Origin of the sequence: Raineyella sp., assembly GCF_034933565.1 — a bacterium.
In the GTDB taxonomy this organism is placed as follows: domain Bacteria; phylum Actinomycetota; class Actinomycetes; order Propionibacteriales; family Propionibacteriaceae; genus Raineyella.
Genome location: NZ_JAYFNG010000024.1, coordinates 1 through 22,704 on the forward strand (window position 1 = coordinate 1; position 22,704 = coordinate 22,704).

Sequence of the window (22,704 nt, forward strand, 5' to 3'; positions counted from 1 at the left end):
GCGAGGGGGTCCGTTCCCCGTGGGAACGGACCCCCTCGCGTTGGCCTTGGGTGTCGATGTCCTTCGTGTCGCGTTGTCCTTCGTGCCGGACCACGCTCCGGGTGCCCGTCGCGCCGGACTGCGCTCGGGAGCCGGGCGGGACTGCCTTCAGGGGCCGGTGGGCAAGCCCCCGGCTCAGGGTTGTGCGGGACGCGGACCGACCAGGTGGCGGGTCGAGGCGGGCAGCAGGACGAGCACGATCACCAGCAAGGACGAGATGCCCAGGGCGAGTGCCACCCAGGTGGTCTGGCCGCCGCGGAAGCTCCACGCCGTCGGGATCTGGATCAGCTCGGCCGCCAGCACCGGGCCGCGCGCGAAGACCCGTCCGGCGAGCAGCGCGTACGCTCCCAGCAGCAGCACCAGGCCCCAGGCCACCAACAACACGGCAGTGATGACGCCGGTCATCACCCGCCCGGCCTGCAACTGACCGAACTCGAACAGGCCGAAGCCGGCGAAACCGACGGTCTGGAGCACGAGCAGAACGGCGGCGGCGCACAGCGTGCCGGGGGCGCCACGCCACCGCACAGCCAGGGAGGAGAGGGGTGAAGTCACCCGCCCAGCCTAGGCTCTGCACCCGGCCGAACGGCGACACGGATCGTGATTGTGGTCACAAGGTGTGGTTGAACACACAGAGACCTCCTAGACTGGCCCACGGCCTTTTCCCCGGGACCTCCGGGGGCCGGATCCGTACCCACGTCCGAGACGTAGGGTCTTGTGTCCCCCGGGTTTCATTGCGAAGCTTAGGGCGGTATCCGGTTCATTTGATCAGGGAGTAGGAAATCGGTATGGATTGGCGCCACGAGGCTGCCTGCTTGGACGAAGATCCTGAGCTGTTCTTCCCCATCGGCAATACCGGGCCCGCACTCCTCCAGATCGAGGAAGCGAAGAAGGTCTGTCAGCGCTGCACGGTCCGCGAGGAGTGTCTCGCCTGGGCCCTCGAGGCCGGCCAGGACCACGGGGTCTGGGGCGGGATGAGCGAGGACGAGCGCCGGGCCTTCAAACGTCGTAAGGCGCGATCCCGCGTCCGTACCGCCTGAGCGCGGTATCACCTGACCGGTGCCGCTCCGGCGCCGGTCAGTCGTTGTGCTCGGACTCGGGTGCCGGCACCCGTACGGTCGCCTCGACGCCGCCCTCACGACGGTTGGCCAGGGTGAACGTGCCGTGCATGTCCGCGACGAGGGTCTCCACGATCCCCAGGCCCAGGCTGGTGGTCCGGGCCGGGTCGAAGCCCTCCGGCAGCCCCTGCCCCGCGTCCAGGACGCGAACGATGAGCTGGCCGTCGACCCGAGCGGGGACCACCCGCACCTCGCCGCTCTGGCCGCCCAGCCCGTGCTCCACCGCGTTCTGACACAGCTCGGTCACCACCAGCGACAGGTTGGTCGCGATGACCGGGGAGACCTTGCCGAAGCTGCCCTCGCGGCGCACCACCGCCGGAGCCCCGGTGGTGCTCGCCACGTCGCCCACCATCGCCAGGATCCGATCGGCGACGTCGTCGAACGCGACGTCCTCGTCGAACGAGTGGGCCAGCACCTCGTGCACCGCGGCGATCGACGAGACCCGCGACATCGCCTCGGCGAGCGCGTCCTTGGCCTCCTGGGAGCTGACCCGCCGGGCCTGCATCCGCAGCAGCGCGGAGACGGTCTGCAGATTGTTCTTCACCCGGTGGTGGATCTCCCGGATCGTCGCGTCCTTGGTGATCAACTGCTGGTCGAGGCGATGGATCTGGGTGATGTCGCGGAGCAGGACGCAGGCCCCGGCCGAGGCGCCCCGGGCGTCGTGCAGCGGGGTGAACCGGAAGCGCAGCGCGACGTTCTCGACCGTCACCTCGCGCTCGGTCGCCTCGTGGGCGGTGAGCAGCCGCTGCAGTTCCTCCTGGCCACCCAGTTCCTCGCGGAAGCTGATCGGCGTGGCGGTGACGATGTCACCCAGGTGACCGGCCCGCCGGTAGGCGGAGACAGCGTTGGGGGTGGCGTAGCGGTACTCGCCCGCCGGCCCGATCCACATCAGCCCGTCCCCCACCCGTGGCGACCGGGTCGGGTGCGAGCGGGTACCGGGCAGCGGAAACTCTCCGCGCAACATCATGTCCCGCAGGACCTCGGCGATGGCGATGTAGGCGTCCTCGAGGGCACCGTTGGCCCGGACGCCCATCTGATTGGTGTGCTGCTCGACGACGGCGATCACCCGGCCCTCGTGGACCAGCGGGATGGCGTGCATGTCGACCGGGATACCGGTGGCCAGCTTGTTGTCGCTGGTCTCGCAGCTCTCCCGCGACCAGTACGCCTGCAGGGCCAGCGACTCCGGGTCATAGCGGACCGCATCGCCCACGACGTCGTCCAGCAGGGCCGTCGGGCCGGTGGTCGGCCGGATCTGGGCCACCGCCCACATCTGGTTCGGGTCACGATCCGGGACCCACAGGATCAGGTCGGAGAACGAGAGATCCGCGAGCAGGTGCCACTCGTTCACCAGTGATCGCAGCCACTCCGTGGCCCGGGGACCGAGGTCGGTGTGCGTCGCCAGGAGCGTGGACATCTGCGGCATGGGGGACAGCCTACGCGTACGGGTCACCGGCCCGGGCCCGGGACGGATTTGCCCACAAGGGGGTGGGCCGTGCGAAAATGCCGTGTTGATCTGTATCGACCAATGCCATCACACAACACACGGGAGGCCCCTATGGGTAAGACCGGCCGCAAGCGCCGCGCGCGTCGCAAGAAGGGTGCGAACCACGGCAAGCGCCCCAACGCCTGATTCTCAGGCCGAAGACCGCGCCAGCCCCCGCTGATCGTCCTGCACGATCCGGGGGCTGGCGTCGTCTGTGACGGTTCGTCCTCGCCGTCCGGGACGCGGTGGCGCGGCCATCCGGGAACGCAGCGGCCTGCGGTCAGGACGCGCTGGCGTGGCGGGTGAGATGGCCGTGGCGGTTCGCCGTGGGCATCGGACCGGGGCCGTCAGCGGTCACGGCCGGGGCGGTTGCTGCTCCGGAGCCGGGTCGTCGGGCTGTCCCGCCTCGCCCGGGGTCCGCGGCGGGGTGCGGTACGTGGTGCGGACCAGTGTCCCGGTCACCGTGGTGCGCCGGACCAGCACACCGGCGGCGTCCCGCATCGTGGTGGAGATGGTCGTCCGGGTCGCGTTGATCGTCACCGCGGCATCCCTCGCCCCACCGCACTGGGCCAGCACCGCGGCCCACACCCGGTCCCGCAGACCGGCCGGCGCGGCCGGGGAGTCGGCGCAGCTGCGGTGCAGCAGGTCCTTGACGGTGCGCTGGACCCGGTAGAGGTCGTCACAGTCCGGGCAGCCCCGCAGGTGCCGGTACACCGCAGCGGCGAGATCATCGTCCAGTTCCTCGTCGAGGTAGGCACAGATCAGTTCCCGACTGCCCCGGCAGTCCATCTCGGTCATGACTCCTCCTCCCGGGAACGTCCCAGACCCCGCTCATGGGCGTAGTCCGCCAGCAGGTCGCGCAGTTGCTTGCGGCCGCGGTTGATCCGGCTCATCACGGTGCCGATCGGGGTGCCCATGATCTCGGCGATCTCCTTGTAGGAGAACCCCTCGACATCGGCGAGGTAGACCGCCATCCGACGCTCCGGGCTCAACTGCGCCAGCGCGTCGCTGACATCGCCGTCGGGGATCTGCTCCAGCGCCTCGGTCTCGGCGGACTTCAGCCCGGTCGAGTCATGGTCGGCGGCACGGGCGATCTGCCAGTCCTCGACGTCCTCGCCGCCGCTGATCTGTGGGCGGCGCTGCTGGCGCCGATAGGTGTTGATGTAGCTGTTGGTCAGGATCCGGTAGAGCCAGGCCTTGATGTTGGTGCCCGGCCGGAACTGGTGGAACGAGGCGAACGCCTTCGCGTACGCGTCCTGGACGACGTCCTCGGCGTCGGCGGCGTTGCGGGTCATCCTCAGCGCGGCCCCGTACAGCTGGTCCAGGTAGGGCATGGCCTCGCGCTCGAACCGGGCCGCCCGCTCCTGCGGGGTCTCGGTCGCCGGATCGACGATGTCGTCCCCGTCGGCCGTGACCACGAGCGCAGACCTGTCCTCGGGCTCCACCGGGGCGTCCCCGGTCGGGTCCGCACCGTACGGGTCGGCGGTGTCGTCGGTCTGGGACTCGGTCATCGGTTCCGAGCCTAGCCGCATCCGGGCGCCGGCGGTCCACCCGGAGGGTGGCGTCGGGCGGTCGAGGAGAGCGGTGTCCACGTCGTGCACAACGGTCCCGGCGCCGCCGGTATTCCCCGTGGCGTGTCCGGGCGGTGCGGGACCCGGGGGTGTTCGGGGACGGCGTGTTCACGAACGGGGGTTCAGGAGTCGGCGGGTCCAGGAGACCGCGGGTCCAGGAGACCGCGGGTCCAGGGGTCGGCGGGTTCAGGAGCCCGCGGGCGGTTCGATCGGCCGGACGAGGTCCGGAGTGTTGTTCGAGACCTTGCCGACCGCGGGTGAGACCGGGTGGCTGGTGATGCCCTCGCCCGGGTCGCCGGTCAGCAGCCCGGCGACCTCGTCACGATCCTGCAGGTCGCGGTCCAGCCAGGCCGCCCACGCCGCGGGCCGTACGGTGATCGGCATCCGGTCGTGGATCCGGCCGAGGTCGTCGGTGGCCGCCGTGGTGAGCACGGCGCAGGTGACGAGCATCCGGGCAGGGTCGTCCTTCGCCAGGCGGTCGTCGAACCACACCTCCCACAGCCCGGCCATCGCCAGCGGCCGGCCGTCGGCGCGGTGGATGAACCACGGCTGTTTGCCGTCCCCAACCTTCTGCCACTCGTAGTAGCCGTCGGCCGGCAGCAGGCAGCGCCGGCGCAGATAGGCGGACCGGAAGGACGGCTTCTGCGCCGCGGACTCCCCCCGCGCGTTGATCAGCCGGGCGCCGCCGGTGGGATCCTTGGCCCACGACGGGACCAGTCCCCAGCGCATCGGGACCAGGGATCGTACGTCGTGGCGCTCGACCACCGCCCGGACGACGTCGGTCGGGGCGACGTTCCAGGACGGCCCGGGCACGCCGCTGACCACCTCGGCGATCTCGAACTCCGTCACCAGTTCGTCCACCCGGGCACCGGACGCGTACCTGCCGCACATGTGCCCACGTTAACGGCGGGCCGCTGTTGGCCTCCAGCCCGTGGGGCGGTAAGAATGGCCCTATGGCTCTTTCGCGCGCAGTGGCCCGGACGATGCTGGCGAGCATCTTCATCTCCCAGGGCGTCAAGGCCGTCGCCGACCCCAGTTCCACCGTCGTCCAGGGCGAGATGCTGCGCGACCGGGTCAGCCCGCTGGTGCGTCGGGTCGCACCCGACCCGATCGCGGCACGGCTGCCCGAGGGCGTGGCCGCCTGGTCCCGGATCCGTGGCGTCGCCGAGATCCTCGGCGGTCTCGGTCTGTCCACCGGGATCGGCCGGCGCGGCAGTGCCCTGCTGCTGGCCGCCTGCAACGTGCAGGACCTGCTCGCCACCGGCGCGCTGCGCCGTACGGCACTGTCCGATCCGGACGTGCTGACGAAGGTGGCGCTCACCGGCAGCGTGCTGCTGGCCGCCCAGGACACCGAGGGCCGCCCTGGCATCGGCTACCGCTCCCGGAAGGCCGGCCGCCGGGCCGCCGTCGAGGGACGCCGCGCACGCACGGCCGCCCGCCGGACCGCCCGGGCCGCCCGCCGTGGCGCCGGTCAGGTCGCGACCGAGCTGACGTCCGATCTTGCTGCCTGAGTCGATGGATGCCCATGCCCTGACCACCGACGGATTCTGGGCGGCTCCGAAGCTGCGCCACCCGCTGAACCGCGAGATCGTCATTCCCGGGTCGAAGTCCGCGACCGCCCGGGCGCTGGTCATCGCCGCGCTCTCCGACGGGCCCTCGACGATCACCGGTGGCCTGGATGCGCGTGACACCCAGCTGATGCGCGACGCCCTGCGCGTCCTCGGAGTCCGGATCCACACCAGCTTCCTCGGCCACCCGAGCCAGGACGAGGCCTTCGGTGACCCCGGTGCGCGGGACTCACGCCCACTCACCTCGGCGGTCTGGCGCGTGGTGCCGCCGGCCCGGTTCATCAGCACCGGGGATATCGACTGCGGGCTCGCCGGCACGGTCGCCCGGTTCGTCCTCCCGCTGGTGGCGATGGCCGAGGGACGGACGTTCGTCCACGGCGACCCGGCGATGTCCGCCCGGCCGATCCGGCCGCTGCTGGACGCGCTGATCGACCTCGGTGCGCGGATCCCCGACGATGCGGTCGCGATCCCGCTGACGGTCACCGGCCGCCCCGACCTGCCCGGTGGCCCGGCCATCATCGACTCCAGTGCCTCCAGCCAGTTCGTCTCCGGCCTGCTGCTGAGCGCCGCACGGTTCCGCGACGGCCTGGACCTGCGCCACGTCGGCCCGGCGCTCCCCTCGCTGCCGCACATCCGGATGACCATCGACACCTTGGCCGACCACGGGGTGACGGTGGAGCAGCCCGAGCCGACCCGCTGGATCGTCCGCCCCGGGCCCGTCCGGGCCCGCGACATCGCGATCGAGCCGGACCTGTCGACAGCCGCGCCGTTCCTGGCCGCGGCGATGATCACCGACGGGACGATCCGCATCCCGTACTGGCCGCTGGAGACCAATCAGCCCGGCGCCCTGTTGCTCCCGCTGCTCGAGCAGCTCGGCGCACAGGTCACCCTGGACCCGACGCCGGGGACCCGGACCGGGACGCTGTCGGTGACCGGGCCGGGGCACTGGGACCTGGCCGGGTTCGACGTCGACCTGGCCGATGCCAGCGAGCTCACCCCGGTGGTGGCCGCGCTCGGCGTCCTCACCAACGGGCCCAGCCGGATCCGCGGCGTCGGTCACATCCGCGGTCACGAGACCGACCGGCTCGCCGCCCTGGAGGCGAACCTGCGCGCCCTGGGCGCCGATGTGGAGCAGACCGAGGACGGCCTGGTGCTGCGGCCGGCAGTGCTGCACGGCGGCCCCTGGGGGGCGTACGCCGACCACCGCCTGGCCCAGGCCGGGGCCCTGCTCGGTCTGGTCGTGTCGGGTGTGATGATCGACGACATCGGTTGCACCTCGAAGACGATGCCGAGCTTCCCGGCGGCCTGGTGGTCGCTGGCGACGGGGACCGGTCGGTGACACCCCGCTACGGGATCCGGGCCGATGAGCACGCCGGCTTCGACCGGCCCGGTCGGCGCAGCCGGCCGCGGACCAAGGACCGGCCCGACTACTCGGTGAAACCGATCGGCCGGGTGATCGGCATCGACCGGGGCCGCTACGCCTGCATCCTGGAGGACGGCGCCGACCGGGGGCGCTCCGCCCGGGCCGGTGTACCGTCCGGGCCGGTCGGGGTGGCCTCCCCCGAGGTCCGGATCCTCGCCACCAAGGCGCGGGTGCTGGGGCGCAAGGGCGTGATCGTCGGTGACCGGGTCCACCTGGACGGCGATGTCTCCGGCGACGAGGGCACCCTGGCCCGGATCGTCGAGGTGGTGGACCGGACCAGCATGCTGCGCCGGACGGCCGACGACGACGACCCGTACGAACGCCCCATCGTCGCGAACGCCGACCAGCTGGTGATCGTCACCGCGCTGGCCGATCCGCCGCCGCGCACCGGGATGATCGACCGCATCCTGGTCGCCGGGTACGACGCGGGCATCTCCCCGCTGCTCTGCCTGACCAAGGCCGACCTGGCCTCCCCCGACGAGCTCCGAGCGGCGTACGAGCCGCTGGGGGTCCGGGTCGTGGTGGTCGACCCGGATGCCTCGCTGGCGCCGTTGCAAGCCGAATTGGCCGAGCACACCAGTGTCCTGATCGGCCACTCCGGGGTCGGCAAGTCCACCCTGGTCAACCGGCTGATCCCCGAGGCGGACCGGCAGACCGGCCACGTGAACGCCGTCACCGGCCGGGGCCGGCACACCTCCACCTCGGCCGTGGCGCTGGAACTGCCCGACGGTTCGGGCTGGGTGATCGACACCCCCGGGGTCCGCTCCTTCGGGCTGTCCCATGTCCGGCCCGAGGCGATCATCGAGGCCTTCCCGGACCTGGCCGAGCACACCGTGGACTGCCCGCGGGGCTGCACCCACGAGACCGGGGCCCGCGACTGCGGTCTGGACGCGGCGGTGGAGCGCGGCGCCGTGTCGGAGGTCCGGGTGGCCTCCTACCGGCGGATGCTGGCCCACCGGCACGAGCGCGGCTGACCCGGCCGCCCGCGGGACGGCCCCGTTCCCCGGTAGGACGCACACTGTCCCCGGTAGGACGCACACTGTCCCCGGCAGGACGCACACCGTCCCCGGCGGGACACCCGCCGTCCTCGGCCCGGCGGACGCCCTCCCTCGGTGGGACGGGCGCTCGATACGCTGGGCCCATGAGTGAGACGTCCTCCCCGGCTTTCCCCGTCAATGACGACCTGGGGGTGGCACTGCTGCTGGCCGACGCCGCGGACACGATCTCACTGGCGCGCTTCCTGGCCCTCGACCTGAAGGTCTCCACCAAGCCCGACCTGACTCCGGTGAGCGACGCGGATCTCGCCGTGGAGGACGCCCTGCGCGATCTGCTGTCGGGGCTACGGCCCGACGACGCGGTGCACGGTGAGGAGCGCGCGGACACCGGGCGGTCGAGCCGGCGCTGGATCATCGACCCGATCGACGGCACCAAGAACTACGTCCGCGGCGTGCCGGTGTGGGCCACGCTGATCGCGCTGATGGAGGGCCCCGAGGTGATCACCGCTGTGGTCAGTGCCCCGGCCCTCGGCCGGCGGTGGTGGGCCTCCTGCGGAGAGGGCGCCTGGACCCGGGTGCTGGGCCGTCACACCGAGGCCTGCCACGTCTCCGCCGTCGCGGAGCTGCACGACGCCTCGCTGTCCTTCTCCTCGCTGTCCGGCTGGTTCGACCTCGGCCTCGGCGACGACTTCGTCCGGCTGACCCGCGACATCTGGCGGGTCCGCGGGTTCGGCGACTTCTGGTCCTACATGCTCGTCGCGGAGGGGGCGGTCGACATCGCCGCCGAGCCCGACCTCGAGCTGCACGACATGGCGGCCTGCAGCCTCATCGTCGCCGAGGCCGGCGGCCGGTTCACCAACCTCGACGGACACGACGGCCCCGTGGGCCGCAGCGCCGTCGCCTCCAACGGGCTGCTCCACGAGGCCGTCCTGTCCCGGCTCGGCTGAGGGCACACCGGCCGAGCCGCTGCGGTGCCTCAGCCGATCGTGGCCAGGCGGATCGTCTCCGGCATCTCCAGCAGGGCGTCGATCAGGTCCCGGTCCAGCGGGGCCAGGGTGTCGGTCACCACGTAGCCCAGGTCACCGCGGGTGGACAGCTGCTGGCGCTCGATGTTGACCTCGTGGGTGCCGAGCACACCGTTGACCTTGGCCAGCACGCCGGGAACGTTGTGGTGCAGGTGCAGCAGCCGGGCATGGCCCACGTGGCTGTCCACGTGTAGTTCGGGCATGTTGACCGACATGTTGGTCGAGCCGGAGCGTACGTAGTCGATCAGCTTGCCCGAGACGAAGTGACCGATGTCCTCCTGCGCCTCCTGGGTGGACCCGCCGATGTGCGGGGTGAGGATGACGTTCGGGATGCCCTGCAGCACCGAGATGAAGGGCTCGCCGTTCTTCTTCGGCTCCTCGGGGTAGACGTCGACCGCGGCGCCGGCGATGTGGCCCGACAACAGGTTGTCGCGCAGCGCATCGAGATCGACCACGAAGCCGCGGCACAGGTTCAGGAAGAGGGCCCGCTCGCGCATCATCGCGAACTCCTCGGCACCGAACAGGTTGGTGTTCTCCTCCCGGCCGTCGACGTGGAGGCTGATCACCTCCGCAGTCTCGAGCAGCTGCTGCAGCGACGAGCACTTGTGCGCGTTGCCGAGGGCCAGCCGGTCGGCGATGTCGTAGAAGTACACCTGCATCCCCATCGCCTCGGCGATCACCGACAGCTGCGAGCCGATGTTGCCGTAGCCGACGATGCCGAGCTTGCGCCCGCGGATCTCGTGCGAGCCCTTGGCCGACTTGTTCCACTCGCCGCGGTGCAGCTCGCTGCTGCGGTCGGTGAGGTGGCGGGCCATGCCGATGATCTCGGCCAGCGCCAGCTCGACCACCGAGCGGGTGTTCGAGTACGGGGCGTTGAACACGGCAGTAGCCGTATCGGTGGCGGCCTGCAGATCGATCTGGTTGGTGCCGATGCAGAAGGCGCCGACCGCCATCAGGTCGGGTCGGGCCTCGAGCACGCGCCGGGTCACCTGGGTCTTGGACCGGATGCCGAGCAGGTCGACGCCGTCCAGGGCGGCGATGAGTTCCTCCTCGTCCAGTGCTCCCTTGACGTGCTCGACGTCCATGCCGAAGGCCTCGAGGGCCTGGACCGCTGACTGATGGATGTTCTCCAGAAGAAGTGCCTTCACGGACAAGGAGTCTAGGAGGGCGACCCCCCGAACACGACCCCCATGTCATATCAGAAAAGCATACCTTTTCCGGCAAGGGGAGACGTCACCTGTCCGGCTCGATCCTGGTCCGGTCCGATCCTGGTCCGGATCGATCCTGGTCCGGCTCGATCCTGGTCCGGCTCAGTCCTGGTCGGGGAGGCGCGGGACAGCCGCCAGCAGCTCGCGGGTGTAGGGATGGCGGGGGGCGGCCCAGAGCTGTTCGGCCGGGCCGACCTCGACCAGATGGCCCTCCTGCATCACTGCCACCCGCTGGCAGAGGTGCCGGACGACCGCAAGATCGTGGCTGACGAACACCAGGGTGAGGCCCTCGGAGGCGACCAGTTCCGCGATCAGGTTGAGCACCTGGGCCCGCACCGAGACGTCCAGCGCGGACACCGGTTCGTCGGCGATCAGCACCTCGGGGCGGGGCGCGAGCGCCCGGGCCAGGGCGATCCGTTGGCGCTGGCCGCCGCTGAACTCGTGCGGGAACCGACCGGCGTCAGCGGGGTCGAGACCGACCTGCCGCATCACCTCGATCAGCCGGGAGCGCCGATCCGCGGGCACCGACCGGCGGGTCCGGACCCGCCGGGAGCGCAACGGCTCGGTGATGCTGGCCCCGACAGTCATCCGCGGGTCGAGCGAGGTCCGCGGGTCCTGGAAGACCATCTGGACCGAGGCCCGCAGAAAGCCCAACCGTCGCTCGGGGCACCCGGCGAGCTCGGTGCCGCGGAAGGTGATGCTGCCGCTGGTGGGCCTCTCGAGAGCGGCCATCATCCGGATCAGGGTCGACTTGCCCGACCCGGACTCCCCCACGATGCCGAGCCGCTCGCCCGCTCGTACGTCCAGGCTCACGTGGTCGACGGCGGCGCGGCGGGCGTTCCCGTAGTGACGTACGACGTCGCTCACCCGGTAGATCGGCTCCTCGGGGTCGGTCATGTCATCCCTCCCGGTCGGCCCACGACACTGGCCCGGTGCGCCCAGTCATCCGGTACGGCCGCGAGACCGGTGATCGGAGCCGTACGGTCGAAGTGGTCGGCCACCGTCGGAAGCCGGGCGCCGGGCGCCACCCGGTCGAGCCGGCCGGTGGCCACCAGCCCCCGGGTGTAGGGGTGCCAGGGATCGGCCAGCACCTCGAGCAGTGGTCCGGCTTCCACGACGTGGCCCTCGACCATCACCATCACCTGGTCGACGACCTGCGCCAGCACGGCCAGGTCGTGGGTGATGAACAGCGTCGCGGCGCCGTGCTCGGCGAAGTGCCGGTCGAGCACACCCAGCACCGCGGCCTGCGCGGTGACGTCGAGGGCGGTGGTCGGCTCATCACAGATCGTCAGTACCGGGTCGTTGACCAGGGCCATCGCGATCAGCACCCGCTGGCGCTGTCCGCCGGACAGCTGGTGCGGATAGCTGTCGGCGATGCGCTCCACGTCGGGCAGCGCGACGGCGCGCAGCATCTCCAGCACCCGGGCTCGGGTGTCACCACCCCGGTGGCCGTGCAGGACGACGAGCTCGCCGAGCTGGCGGCCGACCCGCATCGTCGGGTCCAGCGCCGTCATCGGCTCCTGGAAGACCACGCTGTAGGTGTCGCCGCGCAGCCCGGACAGTCGACGGTCCGAGGCGGTGGTGACCTCGACGACGCGGTCCGGCGCACCGGCCGTCGGCACGGCCAGGCGAATGCTGCCGCTCACCCGGGCGGTCTGCGGCAGCAGGCCGAGCAGCGCCAGGCCGGTGACCGACTTGCCCGAACCGGACTCCCCGATCAGTCCCACCCGCTGGCCGTGGGCGATGCTGAACGACAGCCCGCGCACCACGTCGGGACGGCGCCGGCCGAACCCGATCCGCAGGTCGTCGACCCTCACCAACGGCTCGGTCATCGCACCGCCTCCCGCAGCCGCGGGTCCAGCAGGTCGCGCAGGCCGTCGCCGAACAGGTTGAAGCCCAGCACGGCCAGGCCGATCGCGAGCCCGGGCCAGACGGCCAGCATCGGAGCGGTGTAGAGGTAGGCCTGCGCCTCGTTGAGCATCCGCCCCCAGGTCGGGGTCGGCAGCGGGGTGGAGAGCCCGAGGTAGCTCAGCGCCGCCTCCGACAGGATCGACATCCCGAAGGCCATCGACGCCTGCACCGCCACCACCGGCGCGATGTTGGGCAGCACGTGCCGGGCGGCGATGCCGACCGGCGCGGTCCCCGCGCCCCGGGCCGCCATCACGAAGTCCGACACCATCACCTGGAGGGTCGCCGCCCGGGCGACCCGGACGAACGGCGGGATGTTCGCCACGCCGATCGCCACCATCGCGGTGCCCGTCGAACCGCCGAACACCGCGGCCAGCAGGATCGCCAGCAGCATGGCGGGGAACGCATAGAGGATGTCGTTGGCCCGCATCACCAGGTCGGAGACCCAGCCGGTCCGCCGGTCCGCCGCCTCGGCACGGACGGCGCCGGCCAGGATGCCGAGCGGGACGCCGATCACGGCCGCAATGGCGACCGCGACCACGCCGACCGCCACGGCGATCCGGGCGCCGACCATGATCCGCGAGGCGATGTCGATGCCGTAGCCGTCGGTGCCCAGCCAGTGCGCCCGGCCGGGCGGCAGCAGCCGGGCGGCCGGGACCACGGCCACCGGGTCGTACGGGGTGACGACGAGGGAGACGACGGCGGTGAGCAGGGTCAGCGTGACGAGCGCGGCGCCCACCACCAAGGAGGCGCGCTTCACCGGCGGGCCCTCCCCTCGGCCCGTAGCCGCGGGTCCAGCAGCGCGTACGACAGGTCGACCAGGGTGTTGATCGCCAGCACCGCGACCACCAGCAGCGCCACGATGCCCTGCACCACCATCAGGTCACGCTGGGCGACCGCGTCGAGCAGCAGCCGGCCGAGCCCGGGCAGGGCGAACACCGACTCGATGATGATCGCCCCGGCGAGCAGGGTCGCCAACTGGAGCCCGATCACGGTCACCACCGACAGTGACATGTTCCGCAGCCCGTGCCGCAGCAACGCCGGGACCGTACGCCACCCGCCGGCGCGGGCGGTGCGGTAGTAGTCCTCCTTGAGCACCTCGATGGTCGCGGAGCGTACGTACCGGGCGAGCACCGAGGCCTGGACCACGGCCAGGGCCGCGACCGGCAGGACCAGGTGGGCCGCCCAGGGGCCGAGGCCCGCCGACGGGGGGACGTACCCGTTCGCCGGCAGCCAGCCGAGGCGTACGGCGAAGACCAGCGTGGCGAGGATGCCGAGCCAGAAGCCGGGCACCGAGAGCCCGATCTGGGAGAGGGTCGACACCGCGAAGCCGTCGGCGTGGCGGCGGCGGACCGCGGCCCACATCCCGGTCGGCACGGCGATCAGGATCGCCAGCAGCATCGCCAGCCCGACCAGCCAGGCGGTCACGCCCAGCCGCGGCAGCACCTGTCCGAGCACCGGTTCGCCGGTGAGGTAGGACCGGCCCAGGTCACCGTGCAGCACCCCGCCGAGCCAGCTCAGGTACCGCAGTGGCCACGGCCGGTCGAGGCCGAACTCCTGCTCGAGCCGGGCCACCGCCTCCGGGGTGGCCTGGACCCCCAGGACGACCTGGGCGACATTGCCGGGCAGGGCCGAGGCCACCCAGAACACCAGGAACGAGGCGACCAGCACGCTGACCAGGAAGATGACCAGCCGGCGCACCATCCGCCGTGGGAGGGAGCGTGCTCCGCCGGACGGCACCGATCAGCTCCCTACCGAGGCCCTGGTCACGTCGAAGCTCAACGATGTGGCGTTGGCGTTGAGGCCGGTGACGTTCGGGGTGGTCACGACCAGATTGGGCAGCAGGAACAGCCAGTCGGCGGCCGCGTCGTCGGACAGCAGCTTCGCCGCGGCGCGCTGGTCGTCGACGTACTCCTGGGCGGTGCCGGCGTCGGCGGCGGCCATCAGCGTGCGGAACTGCTCGGAGTCGTAGTGCCAGTAGTACTCCGGGTCGGCGAAGTTCACCATGTCCCGCGGCTCGACGTGGGCCACGATCGTCATGTCGTAGTCGCTCTGGCGCATCACCACGTCGATCCACCGGGCCGGGAACTCCAGCTCGTCGATCACCACGGTGATCCCGACCGCCGCCAGCTGGCTCTGCACGAACTGGCCGGCCCCCTTGGCGTACGCCAGCGTGGGCAGCCGCAGCCGCAGGGTGAGGCCCTTGTCGTAGCCCGCCTCCTTCAGCAGTTCCTTGGCCCTCGCCGGGTCGTACGGGTAGGCCCCGGACAGGTCCTGGTACCACGGGTCGGTCGGCGGCACCATCGACCCGATCAGGGTCCCCTTGCCGTTCCACACCGAGTCGAGCAGGGCCTTGCGGTCGATGGCGTACGTGATGGCCTGCCGCACCCGCTTGTCCTTCAGCGCCGTGGTGCGATTGTTCAGGCCGAGCACCACCTCGCCGTTGGTGGTGCCCTGCATCACCGTGTAGCGGGAGGTGTCGGAGAAGCGGTCCAGGGCCTGCGGCGCCTGCACGTTGGAGATCACGTTGAGGTCACCGGACAGCATCGCGGCGTTCATCGCGTTGGCGTCGGTGAAGTAGCGGAAGGTGACCGCGTCCGGGCGGGCGCGGGTGCCCCAGTACTTGTCGTTGCGGACCAGGTCGATCTCGGATCCCTTGGCCCACGACGTCAGGGTGTACGGCCCCGACCCTGCCGGCGTGGTGGCGAAGTCGGCCCCGGACCGTGCGTCGAAGATGATGCCGGCGGTGGAGCTCATGTTCCACAGCCAGCTGTTCGACGGCCGCTTCAGGGTGACGACCGCGGTGTGGTCGTCGGGCGCGCTGACGCTGTCGACCACCGACATCTGGCTCTTCAGCACCGAGCTCGTCGCGGCACTGTTGATCCGCTCGATGCTCCACTTCACGTCGGCGGCGGTGAGCGGGCGGCCGGACGCGAAGCTCGCCCCGGGCTCGAGGTGGAAGGTGTAGGTCCGCCGGTCCGGGCTGACCGTCCATTCCTTGGCCAGCAGCCCCTGCAGCTGACCGGTGCCGTCGACCTTCACCAAGGTCTCGTAGACGTTGTAGAGCAGCACCTGCGGGATGGCCGCGGCGTTGTTCATCGTCGGGTCCAGGGTGGGCGGTTCGGCGGTGGCGCCGATCACCAGGGTGTTCACCGGCAGGTGACCGCCGGCCGGGCGGCTCGGCCCCGAACACCCGGCCAGCACCAGGGCCAGTCCGGTGACCACAGCCACCACGATCCCCAGTCGACGACGCATGCCTACCCATCCCTCCGGTCGCGGACCTCCGATGTTCCGCAGACATCCTCCCACGCGTCACCGACACCGGTGGGACACGGCCGGACCGGGTGTCACTGTCGGGGCGGACCGACCGGGTCGGAGCGACTGGCACCATCCGGTCGGACCGGGGAGCATCGTCCGGTCGGACCGGGTGTCACCGTCCGGCGCGGCGGGCCGCCGGCACGAGATCGGTGTAGGCCGGCCAGGACCCGGCTCCGGTCGCGGCGAGCAGTGCCACCAGACAGGCCTGTTCGACGAGATCGGCCGCCGCGGTCAGCAGCTCGTCGAACGATCCGTGCGGGTCGGGCCTGGCCTCCGCCCGCCCGGAGGCCAGGCAGAAGATGGTGTCGCCGTCCATCATCCGGTGCACCGGCCGGATCGCCCGGGCCAGGCCGTCGTGGGCCACCTGGGCCGTCTTCGTGGCCATCGCCCGGTCCAACGGCGCGTCGGTGAGCACCGTGGCGATCGTCGTGTTGAGCGGCAGCACCGGGCGGCGGCTGAGTGCCTCGGCGATCGCCGCCCGCTGGTCGGCGGTGGGGGCCGGCAGTTCGCCGCGGGTGTCGGCCCAGGGCCTTCCGGTGCGGACATCGACCGCCGGGCCCGAGGCATTGAGCACGAGCGCGACGCCCACCCGGTAGGGGCCGGCCGTACGCTCCGCGTAGCCGAAGCCGCCCCGCAGGCCACCGCAGATCGCCCCGGTCCCGGCCCCCACCGACCCCACCGGGGGTGTCCCGGCCGGGCCGGTGTCGGCCCGGAACGCGGCGTCCAGCGCCCGCATCCCGAACCCGACGTCGGGCCGGTGGTCGGTCACCCCGCCCCGGCCGAGGTCGAAGATCACCGCGGCGGGGACGATCGGCACCACCGTGGACGGCGGGTCGGCGTCGGGCGTGGACACCGGGAAACCGATCCCCCGCTGCGCCAGGCCGCGCATCACCCCGTCGGCCGCGGCCAGGCCGAAGGCACTGCCCCCGGTCAGGACGACGGCGTGGATGCCGTGCACCATCGTGGTGGGTCCCAGCAGGTCGGTCTCCCGTGTCCCGGGGCCACCGCCCCGGACATCGACCCCGGCCACCGCGCCGTCGCGGGCCAGCACGACGGTCGTCCCGGTGAGCCAGCCGTCCCCCCGGGCGTCGTGGTGGCCGACGGAGAAGCCTTCGATCATGGAGCCACGGTAATGCGCCGGACCTGGCCGGGGGGAAGGCGCCGGGTCCGGCGGGATGACGGCGCCGCCCCTCGCCCGGGAGGCGGAAGGATGCCGATTTGCCCCGGCGGGGATCACGAGCTAGAGTTCTGTCTCGTTGCCGACGCGGGGTGGAGCAGTTCGGTAGCTCGCTGGGCTCATAACCCAGAGGTCGCAGGTTCAAATCCTGCCCCCGCCACCAATCCGGGTGCGGATCCCTTTCGGGATCCGCACCCGGTTCATTTTTCATCCGGCACCACGACTCCCCGCCGGTGACCGGGACGCAAGGTCGGCGGTGTGGTGTGATGGCTGGCATGGTCCGCCCGTCCGTCCACCTCGACTATCCCGTCCACGAGCGACGACTTGACAACGGGCTGCGGGTCGTGGTCAGTCCGGACCACGCGACCCCGACCATCGCGGTCAATCTCTGGTACAACGTCGGGTCCCGCCACGAGTTGCCCCACCGGACAGGCTTCGCGCACCTGTTCGAGCACCTGATGTTCCAGGGCTCGGGCCACGTCCCGCCGGCCCAGCACATCGCGATCCTGGAGGCGGTCGGCGCCACCGCCAACGCCACCACCTCCTTCGACCGGACGAACTACTACGAGAGCGGCCCGGCGGGCGTCCTCGACCTCGCACTGTGGCTGGAGGCCGACCGGATGGGCACCCTGCTGTCCGCACTGGACCGCGCGAACCTGGACAACCAGCGCGACGTGGTCAAGGAGGAGAAGCGCCAGCGCTACGACAACGTGCCGTACGGGGACTCGTTCCGGCACCTGCTCGAGCTGTCCTTCCCGGCCCTGCACCCCTACTCCCACCCCACCATCGGCTCGATGGAGGACCTCGACGCCGCCACCCTGGACGATGTCCGGATCTTCTTCCAGGCGCACTACATGCCCGGCAACGCCGTGCTGTCGATCGTCGGGGACATCTCCCCCGACGAGGCCTGGCAGCGGGCCGATCACTACTTCTCCCCGATCGCCCCCCGGGTGCTCGGCGAACGGTGCGTCGCCGAGCCGCTGCCGCCGATCACCGGGCTGCCCCGGCGCGACCTCGAACAACCCGTGCCGGCGGACGCCGTCCACCTGTGCTGGCGGCTCCCGGCGCTCGACACCCGGACGTACGACGCCATCAGGCTGGCGATGGGCGTGCTGGGAGACGGCCAGACGTCGCGGCTGTACCGGGCCCTGGTCCACGACAGCGACCTGGCCGAATCCGCCGGAGGCGGGACCGTCGGCCTGATCGACGGCACCTCGCTCGGTTTCGTCGTCGCCCGCGCCCGCGACGCCACCGCCGAACAGCTCGAGGAAGCGGTCTGCGCCGTGGTGGCCGACTACCTGGCCGAGGGCCCCACCCCCGAGGAACTCGCCCGGGCCCGGGCCCAACATGAGCTCCTGACGCTGCAGAACCTCGCCTCGGCGACCGACCGGGCCGACCTGCTCTCCGGGTACGCGACGCTGTGCGACGACCCGACGCTGGTGAACCGACGACTGCAGCAGGTGCTGGAACTGTCCGACGAGGAGGTGGCCACCGCTGCCGCCGAGCACCTCGCCCCGGAGCACCGGGCCACACTCGCCTACCACTCCCTCCTGCGCCGGGAGCCGGCATGAGCTACGACTTCCTCCGCCGCCCGCCGCGCCCGCGCCCGGCCCCCGCCGCACCGCCGGTCTGGCGCGCCCCGCTGCCCGCCGAGCGGGTGCTCGACAACGGGATGCGTGTCGTGGTGCACCAGCTGCCCGGACAGCACGTCGTGTCCGGGGCACTGGTGATCGACCTTCCGCTCGCCACCGAGCCGCGTCGGCTGGAGGGCGTCGCCACGATCGGTGCCCGCTGCCTGGACGAAGGCACCGGCCCGCATCCGGGCACGGCCTTCGCCGAGGAGCTGGCGCGCCAGGGGGCCGTGCTGTCCCTGTCCGTCGCCCAGGCCGGGATCAGGCTCTTCCTCGACGTGCCGATCACCCATCTCGACGGCGCGCTGGCCCTCTTCGCCGAGGCGGTGACCCGCCCGGCCCTGGCGTCGGCGGACATCGAGCGACACATTGCGCTGCGGCTCGCCGAGCTCGACCAGGTGCTCTCCCGGCCCGCGTCCTTCACCTCGCTGCTGTTGCGGGCGGTGGTGTTCGACGAGCACAGCCGCGCCCAGCGGCCCGCGGGCGGTACCCGGCAGACCCTGACCCGGATCAGCCCGGACGACGTCCGTACCTTCCACGCCCGGCATGTCGACCCGGCCCGGGCCACGCTGGTGCTCGGTGGAGACTTCACCGGCACCGATCCCGTCGCGCTGGTCGAGGCGGCCTTCGGCGGGTGGACCGGCATCGGCCTGCCGCCCGCGGCGCACCCGGCGCCGGGCGCGGCGGCCCGCTCGGTGGTCCTCGCCGACCGCCCCGGCGCGGTGCAGACCGATGTCGCGTTCGGCGGTCCGGCCCCGGACCGCAAGGACCCACGCTGGGCCGACCTGAGGGTGGCCACCCACGCCGTCGGCGGGGCGTTCTGGAGCCGGCTGAACCGGGTGCTGCGGGAGGAGCGGGGCTACACGTACGGCATCTCGATGGGTCTGCTGCCGTTCCGCGCCGGCGGTACGTACTCGGTGACGTCGAGCTTCCGCACCGAGGTGGCACCGGCAGCGGTGGTGCAGGCCCGCGACCTGATGTCGCTGCAGACCGCACCGCTGACCGCGGACGAGGTGACGGATGCCGTCGCGTACGCGTCGGGCCTGCTGCCGTTGCGCCTCGCCACCGCCCGCGGGGTCGTCGACCAGACCGCCTCGAATGTGCTCAACGGCCTGTCGCTCGGCTACGTCAACGACCACCTGGAACGGATGCGCGCCGTCACCCCGGCCTCGGCGACCGCCGCGTACGGTGAGGTGGTCGACCCCGGCACCATGAGCCTGGTGCTGGCCGGGGACGCCGACGCCCTGGCGGGACCGCTCGCCGAGGCCGGCATCGTCCCCGACCGCGTCGTCCGCCCGGAGGACGTGGTCGGGTGAGTGCCCGCCCGGCGCCGGGCGGGCATCCTGGGCCGGCGGACTAGCCGCCCATCATCGCCTGGCGCGCCCGCTCCACCGCCGCCTGGGCGTCCTGCTGCCGCTTCTGGTAGGTCCCCAGGTCGCCGGCCTTCAGGGCCTTGTCCGCGTCGCTGAACGCCTGCTGCGCATCGGCGACCGCCTTCTGCAGGGCGGCCTGGGCGATCGGCGAGGACGTGGCGGTCGAGGACGAGGAGGTCGCGGCCGAGCCGGTGGAGGTGGCCTGCGCGGGCGCACCGGTCTCACCGGTGGTGGCCCCCGCGTTGCCGGCGAAGACCTGGTCGAGCGACTCCTGGAGGGTCGTGCCGATGCCGACCGACTGGCCGAACCTCGACATCACGAAGGTCAGCGCCGGGTAGGCCCCGGTCGCCCCCTGCCGCTCGGTGTAGACCGGCTGGACGTACAGCAGGCCACCGCCGACCGGCAGGGTGAGCAGGTTGCCGTACGCCGCATTGGCGGCGCCCTGGTTGAGGTAGGGACGCAGCCGGGTGGCGACCTGTTCGTTCGTCGTCATCGCATTGAACGTCTGGCCGGGACCGTCGATCTGGGTCTGGTCGGACATCCGCAGGATGCGGATCCTGCCGTAGTCCGGGCTGGCCGCGTCGGCGTTCACCGCCATGTACGAGGCGAGGTTGGAACGGGCGTTCGGGACGTAGACCGACGTCAGGCTGAAGATCGGATTGGCGTCACCGGGCCACTTGACCGACAGATAGTAGGGCTGCTCCTTGTTGCCCTGGCCCTGGACCGGATCGTCCGGGATCTGCCACAGGTCGGTGCGCTGGTACCACTGGTGCGGGTCGGTCATGTGGTAGCGGGCCAGCACCTCGCGCTGCACCTGGAAGAGGTCCTCCGGGTAGCGCAGGTGGTTGAGCAGCTCCGGGGAGATCGCGTCCCGGCTCTTCACCAGGCCCGGGAAGGTCTTCTCCCAGGTCTGCAGGATCGGGTCCGACTGGTCCCAGGCATAGAGGTCGACGGTCCCGTCGTACGCGTCCACCACGGCCTTGACCGAGTTGCGCATGTAGTTGATCGACCGACCGCCGGCCCCCAGGCCGGTGTCGGTGGCCCGCTGCGAGGAGGTCGCCGAGTCGAGGTTGACCCGCTGTGCGTTCGGGTAGGTGTTGGACGTGGTGTAGCCGTCGACGATCCAGACCAGCCGACCGTTGACGACGGCCGGGTAGATGTTGGAGTCCACGGTGAGCCACGGGGCGGCCGCCTGCACCCGCTCGGTCGGGGTGCGGTTGTAGATGATCCGCGAGTCGGCGTTCACCCGGTCCGAGAGCAGGATGTTCGGGTCGGCGAACCGGATGGCGTAGAGCGCCCGGGTGATCGTGCTGCCGATCGACACGCCGCCCTTGCCGTCGTACGTGAACATCTTCGAGCCGCCGCTCTGGTCGCCCCCGCCGGGCGTGTCCAGCTCCACCGGGGGGGCACCGGCCGGCGCTCCGACGATCGAGTAGTCGGTGTGCAGCTGACCGAAGTAGACCCGCGACTGTCGCTCGTCGAGCTTGCCGGTCGGCGGGATGTCCTTCTCGATCCAGTCCGGCTGGCCCTCGGCCTGGCGCCGGTTGCCGTACGCCGCGACCATGCCGTAGCCGTGCGTGTACACGGTGTGGATGTTGTTCCAGCTCTTCGAGTCGAGCCCGTTGAGGTCGATCTCGCGAGCGGCGACGACGACGTCGCTCTCCTGGCCGTCGAGGGTGTAACGGTCGACGTCGAGGGTCTTGGGGAACTGGTAGAAGCCACGCACCTGCTGGAACTGCTCGTACGCCGGAGCGACCACCTTGGGGTCGATCAACCGGATGCCGGGCAGGGCCTCCGCGTCGGCCCGCAGCTGCCCGGCCGAGGTCTTGGTCACCGCGGTGTAGTCCTGGATCTGCACGTCGGACAGGCCGTAGGCCTGACGGGTGGCGGCGATGTGCGCCTCGATGTACGGCTTCTCCTTGTCCGGTTCGTCCGGGTTGACCGAGAAGGCCTGCACGACCGCGGGATAGATCAGGCCGAGGATGAGCCCGGACAGCACCAGCAGGATGACGGCGGCCACCGGGATGCGCCACCGGCGCAGGGCGGCGTTGGCGAAGAACAGCAGCGCACACAACACGGTGATCACCGCGAGGATGAGCTGGGCGGCGGACCGTACGTGCGCGTCGGTGTAGCCGATGCCGGTGAGCAGCTGACCGGAGGTGACCTGCAGGCCGTAGCGGTCGAAGACGCGCAGCGCCGCGTACACCAGCAGGACCGCGCCGATCAGGATCGACAGGTGGATCTGGGCGCCGGCCGAGGACCGGGCACCGCGTTCCAGCCGCAAGGCCCCGGACAGGTAATGGATCACCAGGGCGACCAGACCGCTCAGGACCAGGCAGGTGATCAGGAAGTTCAGCGTCATCCGCCAGAACGGCAGGTCGAAGACGTAGAAGCTCGGGTCGAGACCGAAGCCGGCCTCGGGACTGCCGAACGGGGTCCGGTGCAGCCAGGCCAGCACGGTGTCGACGTTGCCGGAGATGCCGAAGCCGGCGAAGAGCCCCAGGACGCTGCCGAAGACGATCAGCACCGTACGGAAGCGGCCGCTGAACAGCACGTGCCGGTAGGTCTCCAGCAGGCTGCTCTGGGCGGTCGGACGGGTGCGTGGTCGCAGCCGCAGGGCGATCAGGCCGTTGCCGATCACCAGCCCCGCCATGATCGCCGCACCGAGCACGAACAGGACGACCGAGGTCAGCAGCCGGGTGGAGAAGACGCTCGAGTACCCGAGGTTGCGGTACCACAGGAAGTCGGTCCAGACATTGGACGTCACCGCCAGCAGCACCATCAGCACTGCCACGGCGACCAGCGTGATCAGCAGGGGATGCGGCTTGTGACGGGGTCGGGCCGGGGAGGCGGTGCTCACGTGACACTTC

20 protein-coding genes, 1 tRNA gene and 1 pseudogene are annotated in these 22,704 nt (G+C 71.5%); 9 read left to right on the top strand and 13 right to left on the bottom strand.

Annotation, left to right across the window (positions count from 1 at the left end; translation table 11 throughout):
* Nucleotides 1-174 precede the first annotated feature (174 nt).
* Nucleotides 175-591 (bottom strand): hypothetical protein, encoded by a 417-nt coding sequence (locus VB059_RS07875; protein ID WP_323421471.1) that lies wholly within the window; start codon nucleotides 589-591, stop codon nucleotides 175-177.
* A 233-nt stretch (nucleotides 592-824) separates the two neighbouring features.
* Between VB059_RS07875 and VB059_RS07880 the strand changes: the two genes are divergently transcribed.
* Nucleotides 825-1,076: a WhiB family transcriptional regulator gene (locus VB059_RS07880; protein WP_153572968.1), complete on the top strand. Its 252-nt coding sequence runs from the start codon at nucleotides 825-827 to the stop codon at nucleotides 1,074-1,076.
* 37 nt (nucleotides 1,077-1,113) lie between these two features.
* Here VB059_RS07880 and VB059_RS07885 read toward each other — a convergent pair whose 3' ends face one another.
* Nucleotides 1,114-2,577, bottom strand: coding sequence for a sensor histidine kinase (locus VB059_RS07885; protein ID WP_323421472.1), 1,464 nt, complete (start codon nucleotides 2,575-2,577; stop codon nucleotides 1,114-1,116).
* 132 nt (nucleotides 2,578-2,709) lie between these two features.
* Here VB059_RS07885 and VB059_RS14545 point away from each other — a divergent pair, with 132 nt between their 5' ends.
* Nucleotides 2,710-2,784: a 50S ribosomal protein bL37 gene (locus VB059_RS14545; RefSeq protein ID WP_369797015.1), complete on the top strand. Its 75-nt coding sequence runs from the start codon at nucleotides 2,710-2,712 to the stop codon at nucleotides 2,782-2,784.
* Between the two features lie 207 nt (nucleotides 2,785-2,991).
* Here the strand turns inward: VB059_RS14545 and VB059_RS07890 are convergent, their stop codons facing one another.
* From VB059_RS07890 to VB059_RS07900, 3 genes are all read right to left on the bottom strand, one after another.
* On the bottom strand, nucleotides 2,992-3,435 hold the full coding sequence (locus VB059_RS07890) for an anti-sigma factor family protein (RefSeq protein ID WP_323421473.1): 444 nt from the start codon (nucleotides 3,433-3,435) through the stop codon (nucleotides 2,992-2,994).
* On the bottom strand, nucleotides 3,432-4,148 hold the full coding sequence (locus tag VB059_RS07895; RefSeq protein WP_323421474.1) for a sigma-70 family RNA polymerase sigma factor: 717 nt from the start codon (nucleotides 4,146-4,148) through the stop codon (nucleotides 3,432-3,434). Before VB059_RS07895 ends, VB059_RS07890 begins: the two co-directional genes overlap by 4 nt.
* A gap of 246 nt (nucleotides 4,149-4,394) precedes the next feature.
* Complete coding sequence (locus VB059_RS07900; RefSeq protein WP_323421475.1) at nucleotides 4,395-5,099, bottom strand: SOS response-associated peptidase; 705 nt, start codon at nucleotides 5,097-5,099, stop codon at nucleotides 4,395-4,397.
* Nucleotides 5,100-5,161: 62 nt separating this feature from the next.
* Between VB059_RS07900 and VB059_RS07905 the strand changes: the two genes are divergently transcribed.
* The 4 genes from VB059_RS07905 (at nucleotide 5,162) to VB059_RS07920 (ending at nucleotide 9,141) form a co-directional block, all read left to right on the top strand.
* Entirely contained in the window at nucleotides 5,162-5,719 is a 558-nt protein-coding gene (locus tag VB059_RS07905; protein WP_323421476.1) for a DoxX family protein, read from the top strand.
* A gap of 4 nt (nucleotides 5,720-5,723) precedes the next feature.
* Complete coding sequence (gene aroA, locus VB059_RS07910) at nucleotides 5,724-7,115, top strand: 3-phosphoshikimate 1-carboxyvinyltransferase (RefSeq protein ID WP_323421477.1); 1,392 nt, start codon at nucleotides 5,724-5,726, stop codon at nucleotides 7,113-7,115.
* Nucleotides 7,112-8,173, top strand: a complete 1,062-nt coding sequence (gene rsgA, locus VB059_RS07915) for a ribosome small subunit-dependent GTPase A (RefSeq protein ID WP_323421478.1) — start codon at nucleotides 7,112-7,114, stop codon at nucleotides 8,171-8,173. The genes aroA and rsgA overlap by 4 nt, the downstream gene beginning before the upstream one ends.
* Before the next feature lie 167 nt (nucleotides 8,174-8,340).
* Nucleotides 8,341-9,141: an inositol monophosphatase family protein gene (locus tag VB059_RS07920; protein ID WP_323421479.1), complete on the top strand. Its 801-nt coding sequence runs from the start codon at nucleotides 8,341-8,343 to the stop codon at nucleotides 9,139-9,141.
* Between the two features lie 29 nt (nucleotides 9,142-9,170).
* On the opposite strand, the gene serA is transcribed toward VB059_RS07920, so the two are convergent.
* The 7 genes and pseudogenes from serA to VB059_RS07955 all read right to left on the bottom strand — a co-directional run bounded on the left by serA (nucleotide 9,171) and on the right by VB059_RS07955 (nucleotide 16,773).
* Complete coding sequence (gene serA, locus VB059_RS07925) at nucleotides 9,171-10,367, bottom strand: phosphoglycerate dehydrogenase (protein ID WP_323421480.1); 1,197 nt, start codon at nucleotides 10,365-10,367, stop codon at nucleotides 9,171-9,173.
* A 162-nt stretch (nucleotides 10,368-10,529) separates the two neighbouring features.
* Nucleotides 10,530-11,324 carry an ATP-binding cassette domain-containing protein gene (locus VB059_RS07930; protein ID WP_323421481.1) on the bottom strand — a complete coding sequence of 265 codons (795 nt, stop codon included), beginning with the start codon at nucleotides 11,322-11,324 and terminating at the stop codon, nucleotides 10,530-10,532.
* A 119-nt stretch (nucleotides 11,325-11,443) separates the two neighbouring features.
* Nucleotides 11,444-12,259: pseudogene (locus tag VB059_RS07935) on the bottom strand (ABC transporter ATP-binding protein); the annotation flags it as partial.
* The gene (locus VB059_RS07940; RefSeq protein WP_323421482.1) at nucleotides 12,256-13,095 is read right to left on the bottom strand and encodes an ABC transporter permease; all 840 of its coding nucleotides are present in this window, start codon (nucleotides 13,093-13,095) and stop codon (nucleotides 12,256-12,258) included. The gene VB059_RS07940 and the pseudogene VB059_RS07935, both read right to left, overlap by 4 nt.
* A complete protein-coding gene (locus VB059_RS07945) occupies nucleotides 13,092-14,039 on the bottom strand; it encodes an ABC transporter permease (RefSeq protein WP_323421483.1) in 948 nt (315 codons plus the stop codon). Before VB059_RS07945 ends, VB059_RS07940 begins: the two co-directional genes overlap by 4 nt.
* 39 nt (nucleotides 14,040-14,078) lie before the next feature.
* Complete coding sequence (locus tag VB059_RS07950; protein WP_323421484.1) at nucleotides 14,079-15,590, bottom strand: ABC transporter substrate-binding protein; 1,512 nt, start codon at nucleotides 15,588-15,590, stop codon at nucleotides 14,079-14,081.
* A gap of 175 nt (nucleotides 15,591-15,765) precedes the next feature.
* Entirely contained in the window at nucleotides 15,766-16,773 is a 1,008-nt protein-coding gene (locus VB059_RS07955) for a P1 family peptidase (RefSeq protein ID WP_323421485.1), read from the bottom strand.
* Nucleotides 16,774-16,916: 143 nt separating this feature from the next.
* On the opposite strand from VB059_RS07955, the gene VB059_RS07960 reads away from it, so the two are divergent.
* The 3 genes from VB059_RS07960 (at nucleotide 16,917) to VB059_RS07970 (ending at nucleotide 19,777) form a co-directional block, all read left to right on the top strand.
* Nucleotides 16,917-16,993 (top strand) — tRNA-Met (locus VB059_RS07960).
* Between the two features lie 112 nt (nucleotides 16,994-17,105).
* Nucleotides 17,106-18,401, top strand: a complete 1,296-nt coding sequence (locus tag VB059_RS07965; protein WP_323421486.1) for a pitrilysin family protein — start codon at nucleotides 17,106-17,108, stop codon at nucleotides 18,399-18,401.
* Complete coding sequence (locus VB059_RS07970) at nucleotides 18,398-19,777, top strand: pitrilysin family protein (RefSeq protein WP_323421487.1); 1,380 nt, start codon at nucleotides 18,398-18,400, stop codon at nucleotides 19,775-19,777. The genes VB059_RS07965 and VB059_RS07970 overlap by 4 nt, the downstream gene beginning before the upstream one ends.
* Nucleotides 19,778-19,817: 40 nt before the next feature.
* Here the strand turns inward: VB059_RS07970 and VB059_RS07975 are convergent, their stop codons facing one another.
* Entirely contained in the window at nucleotides 19,818-22,694 is a 2,877-nt protein-coding gene (locus VB059_RS07975; protein WP_323421488.1) for a UPF0182 family protein, read from the bottom strand.
* Nucleotides 22,695-22,704 lie beyond the last annotated feature (10 nt).

Excerpts from the sequence above, each read along its gene's own strand:
- VB059_RS07880 (WP_153572968.1), top strand. The coding sequence starts at position 825 with ATGGATTGGCGCCACGAGGCTGCCTGCTTGGACGAAGATCCTGAGCTG.
- VB059_RS07885 (WP_323421472.1), bottom strand. The coding sequence starts at position 2,577 with ATGCCGCAGATGTCCACGCTCCTGGCGACGCACACCGACCTCGGTCCC.
- VB059_RS07890 (WP_323421473.1), bottom strand. The coding sequence starts at position 3,435 with ATGACCGAGATGGACTGCCGGGGCAGTCGGGAACTGATCTGTGCCTAC.
- VB059_RS07895 (WP_323421474.1), bottom strand. The coding sequence starts at position 4,148 with ATGACCGAGTCCCAGACCGACGACACCGCCGACCCGTACGGTGCGGAC.
- VB059_RS07900 (WP_323421475.1), bottom strand. The coding sequence starts at position 5,099 with ATGTGCGGCAGGTACGCGTCCGGTGCCCGGGTGGACGAACTGGTGACG.
- VB059_RS07905 (WP_323421476.1), top strand. The coding sequence starts at position 5,162 with ATGGCTCTTTCGCGCGCAGTGGCCCGGACGATGCTGGCGAGCATCTTC.
- aroA (WP_323421477.1), top strand. The coding sequence starts at position 5,724 with ATGGATGCCCATGCCCTGACCACCGACGGATTCTGGGCGGCTCCGAAG.
- VB059_RS07920 (WP_323421479.1), top strand. The coding sequence starts at position 8,341 with ATGAGTGAGACGTCCTCCCCGGCTTTCCCCGTCAATGACGACCTGGGG.
- VB059_RS07930 (WP_323421481.1), bottom strand. The coding sequence starts at position 11,324 with ATGACCGACCCCGAGGAGCCGATCTACCGGGTGAGCGACGTCGTACGT.
- VB059_RS07945 (WP_323421483.1), bottom strand. The coding sequence starts at position 14,039 with ATGGTGCGCCGGCTGGTCATCTTCCTGGTCAGCGTGCTGGTCGCCTCG.
- VB059_RS07950 (WP_323421484.1), bottom strand. The coding sequence starts at position 15,590 with ATGCGTCGTCGACTGGGGATCGTGGTGGCTGTGGTCACCGGACTGGCC.
- VB059_RS07955 (WP_323421485.1), bottom strand. The coding sequence starts at position 16,773 with ATGATCGAAGGCTTCTCCGTCGGCCACCACGACGCCCGGGGGGACGGC.
- VB059_RS07965 (WP_323421486.1), top strand. The coding sequence starts at position 17,106 with ATGGTCCGCCCGTCCGTCCACCTCGACTATCCCGTCCACGAGCGACGA.
- VB059_RS07970 (WP_323421487.1), top strand. The coding sequence starts at position 18,398 with ATGAGCTACGACTTCCTCCGCCGCCCGCCGCGCCCGCGCCCGGCCCCC.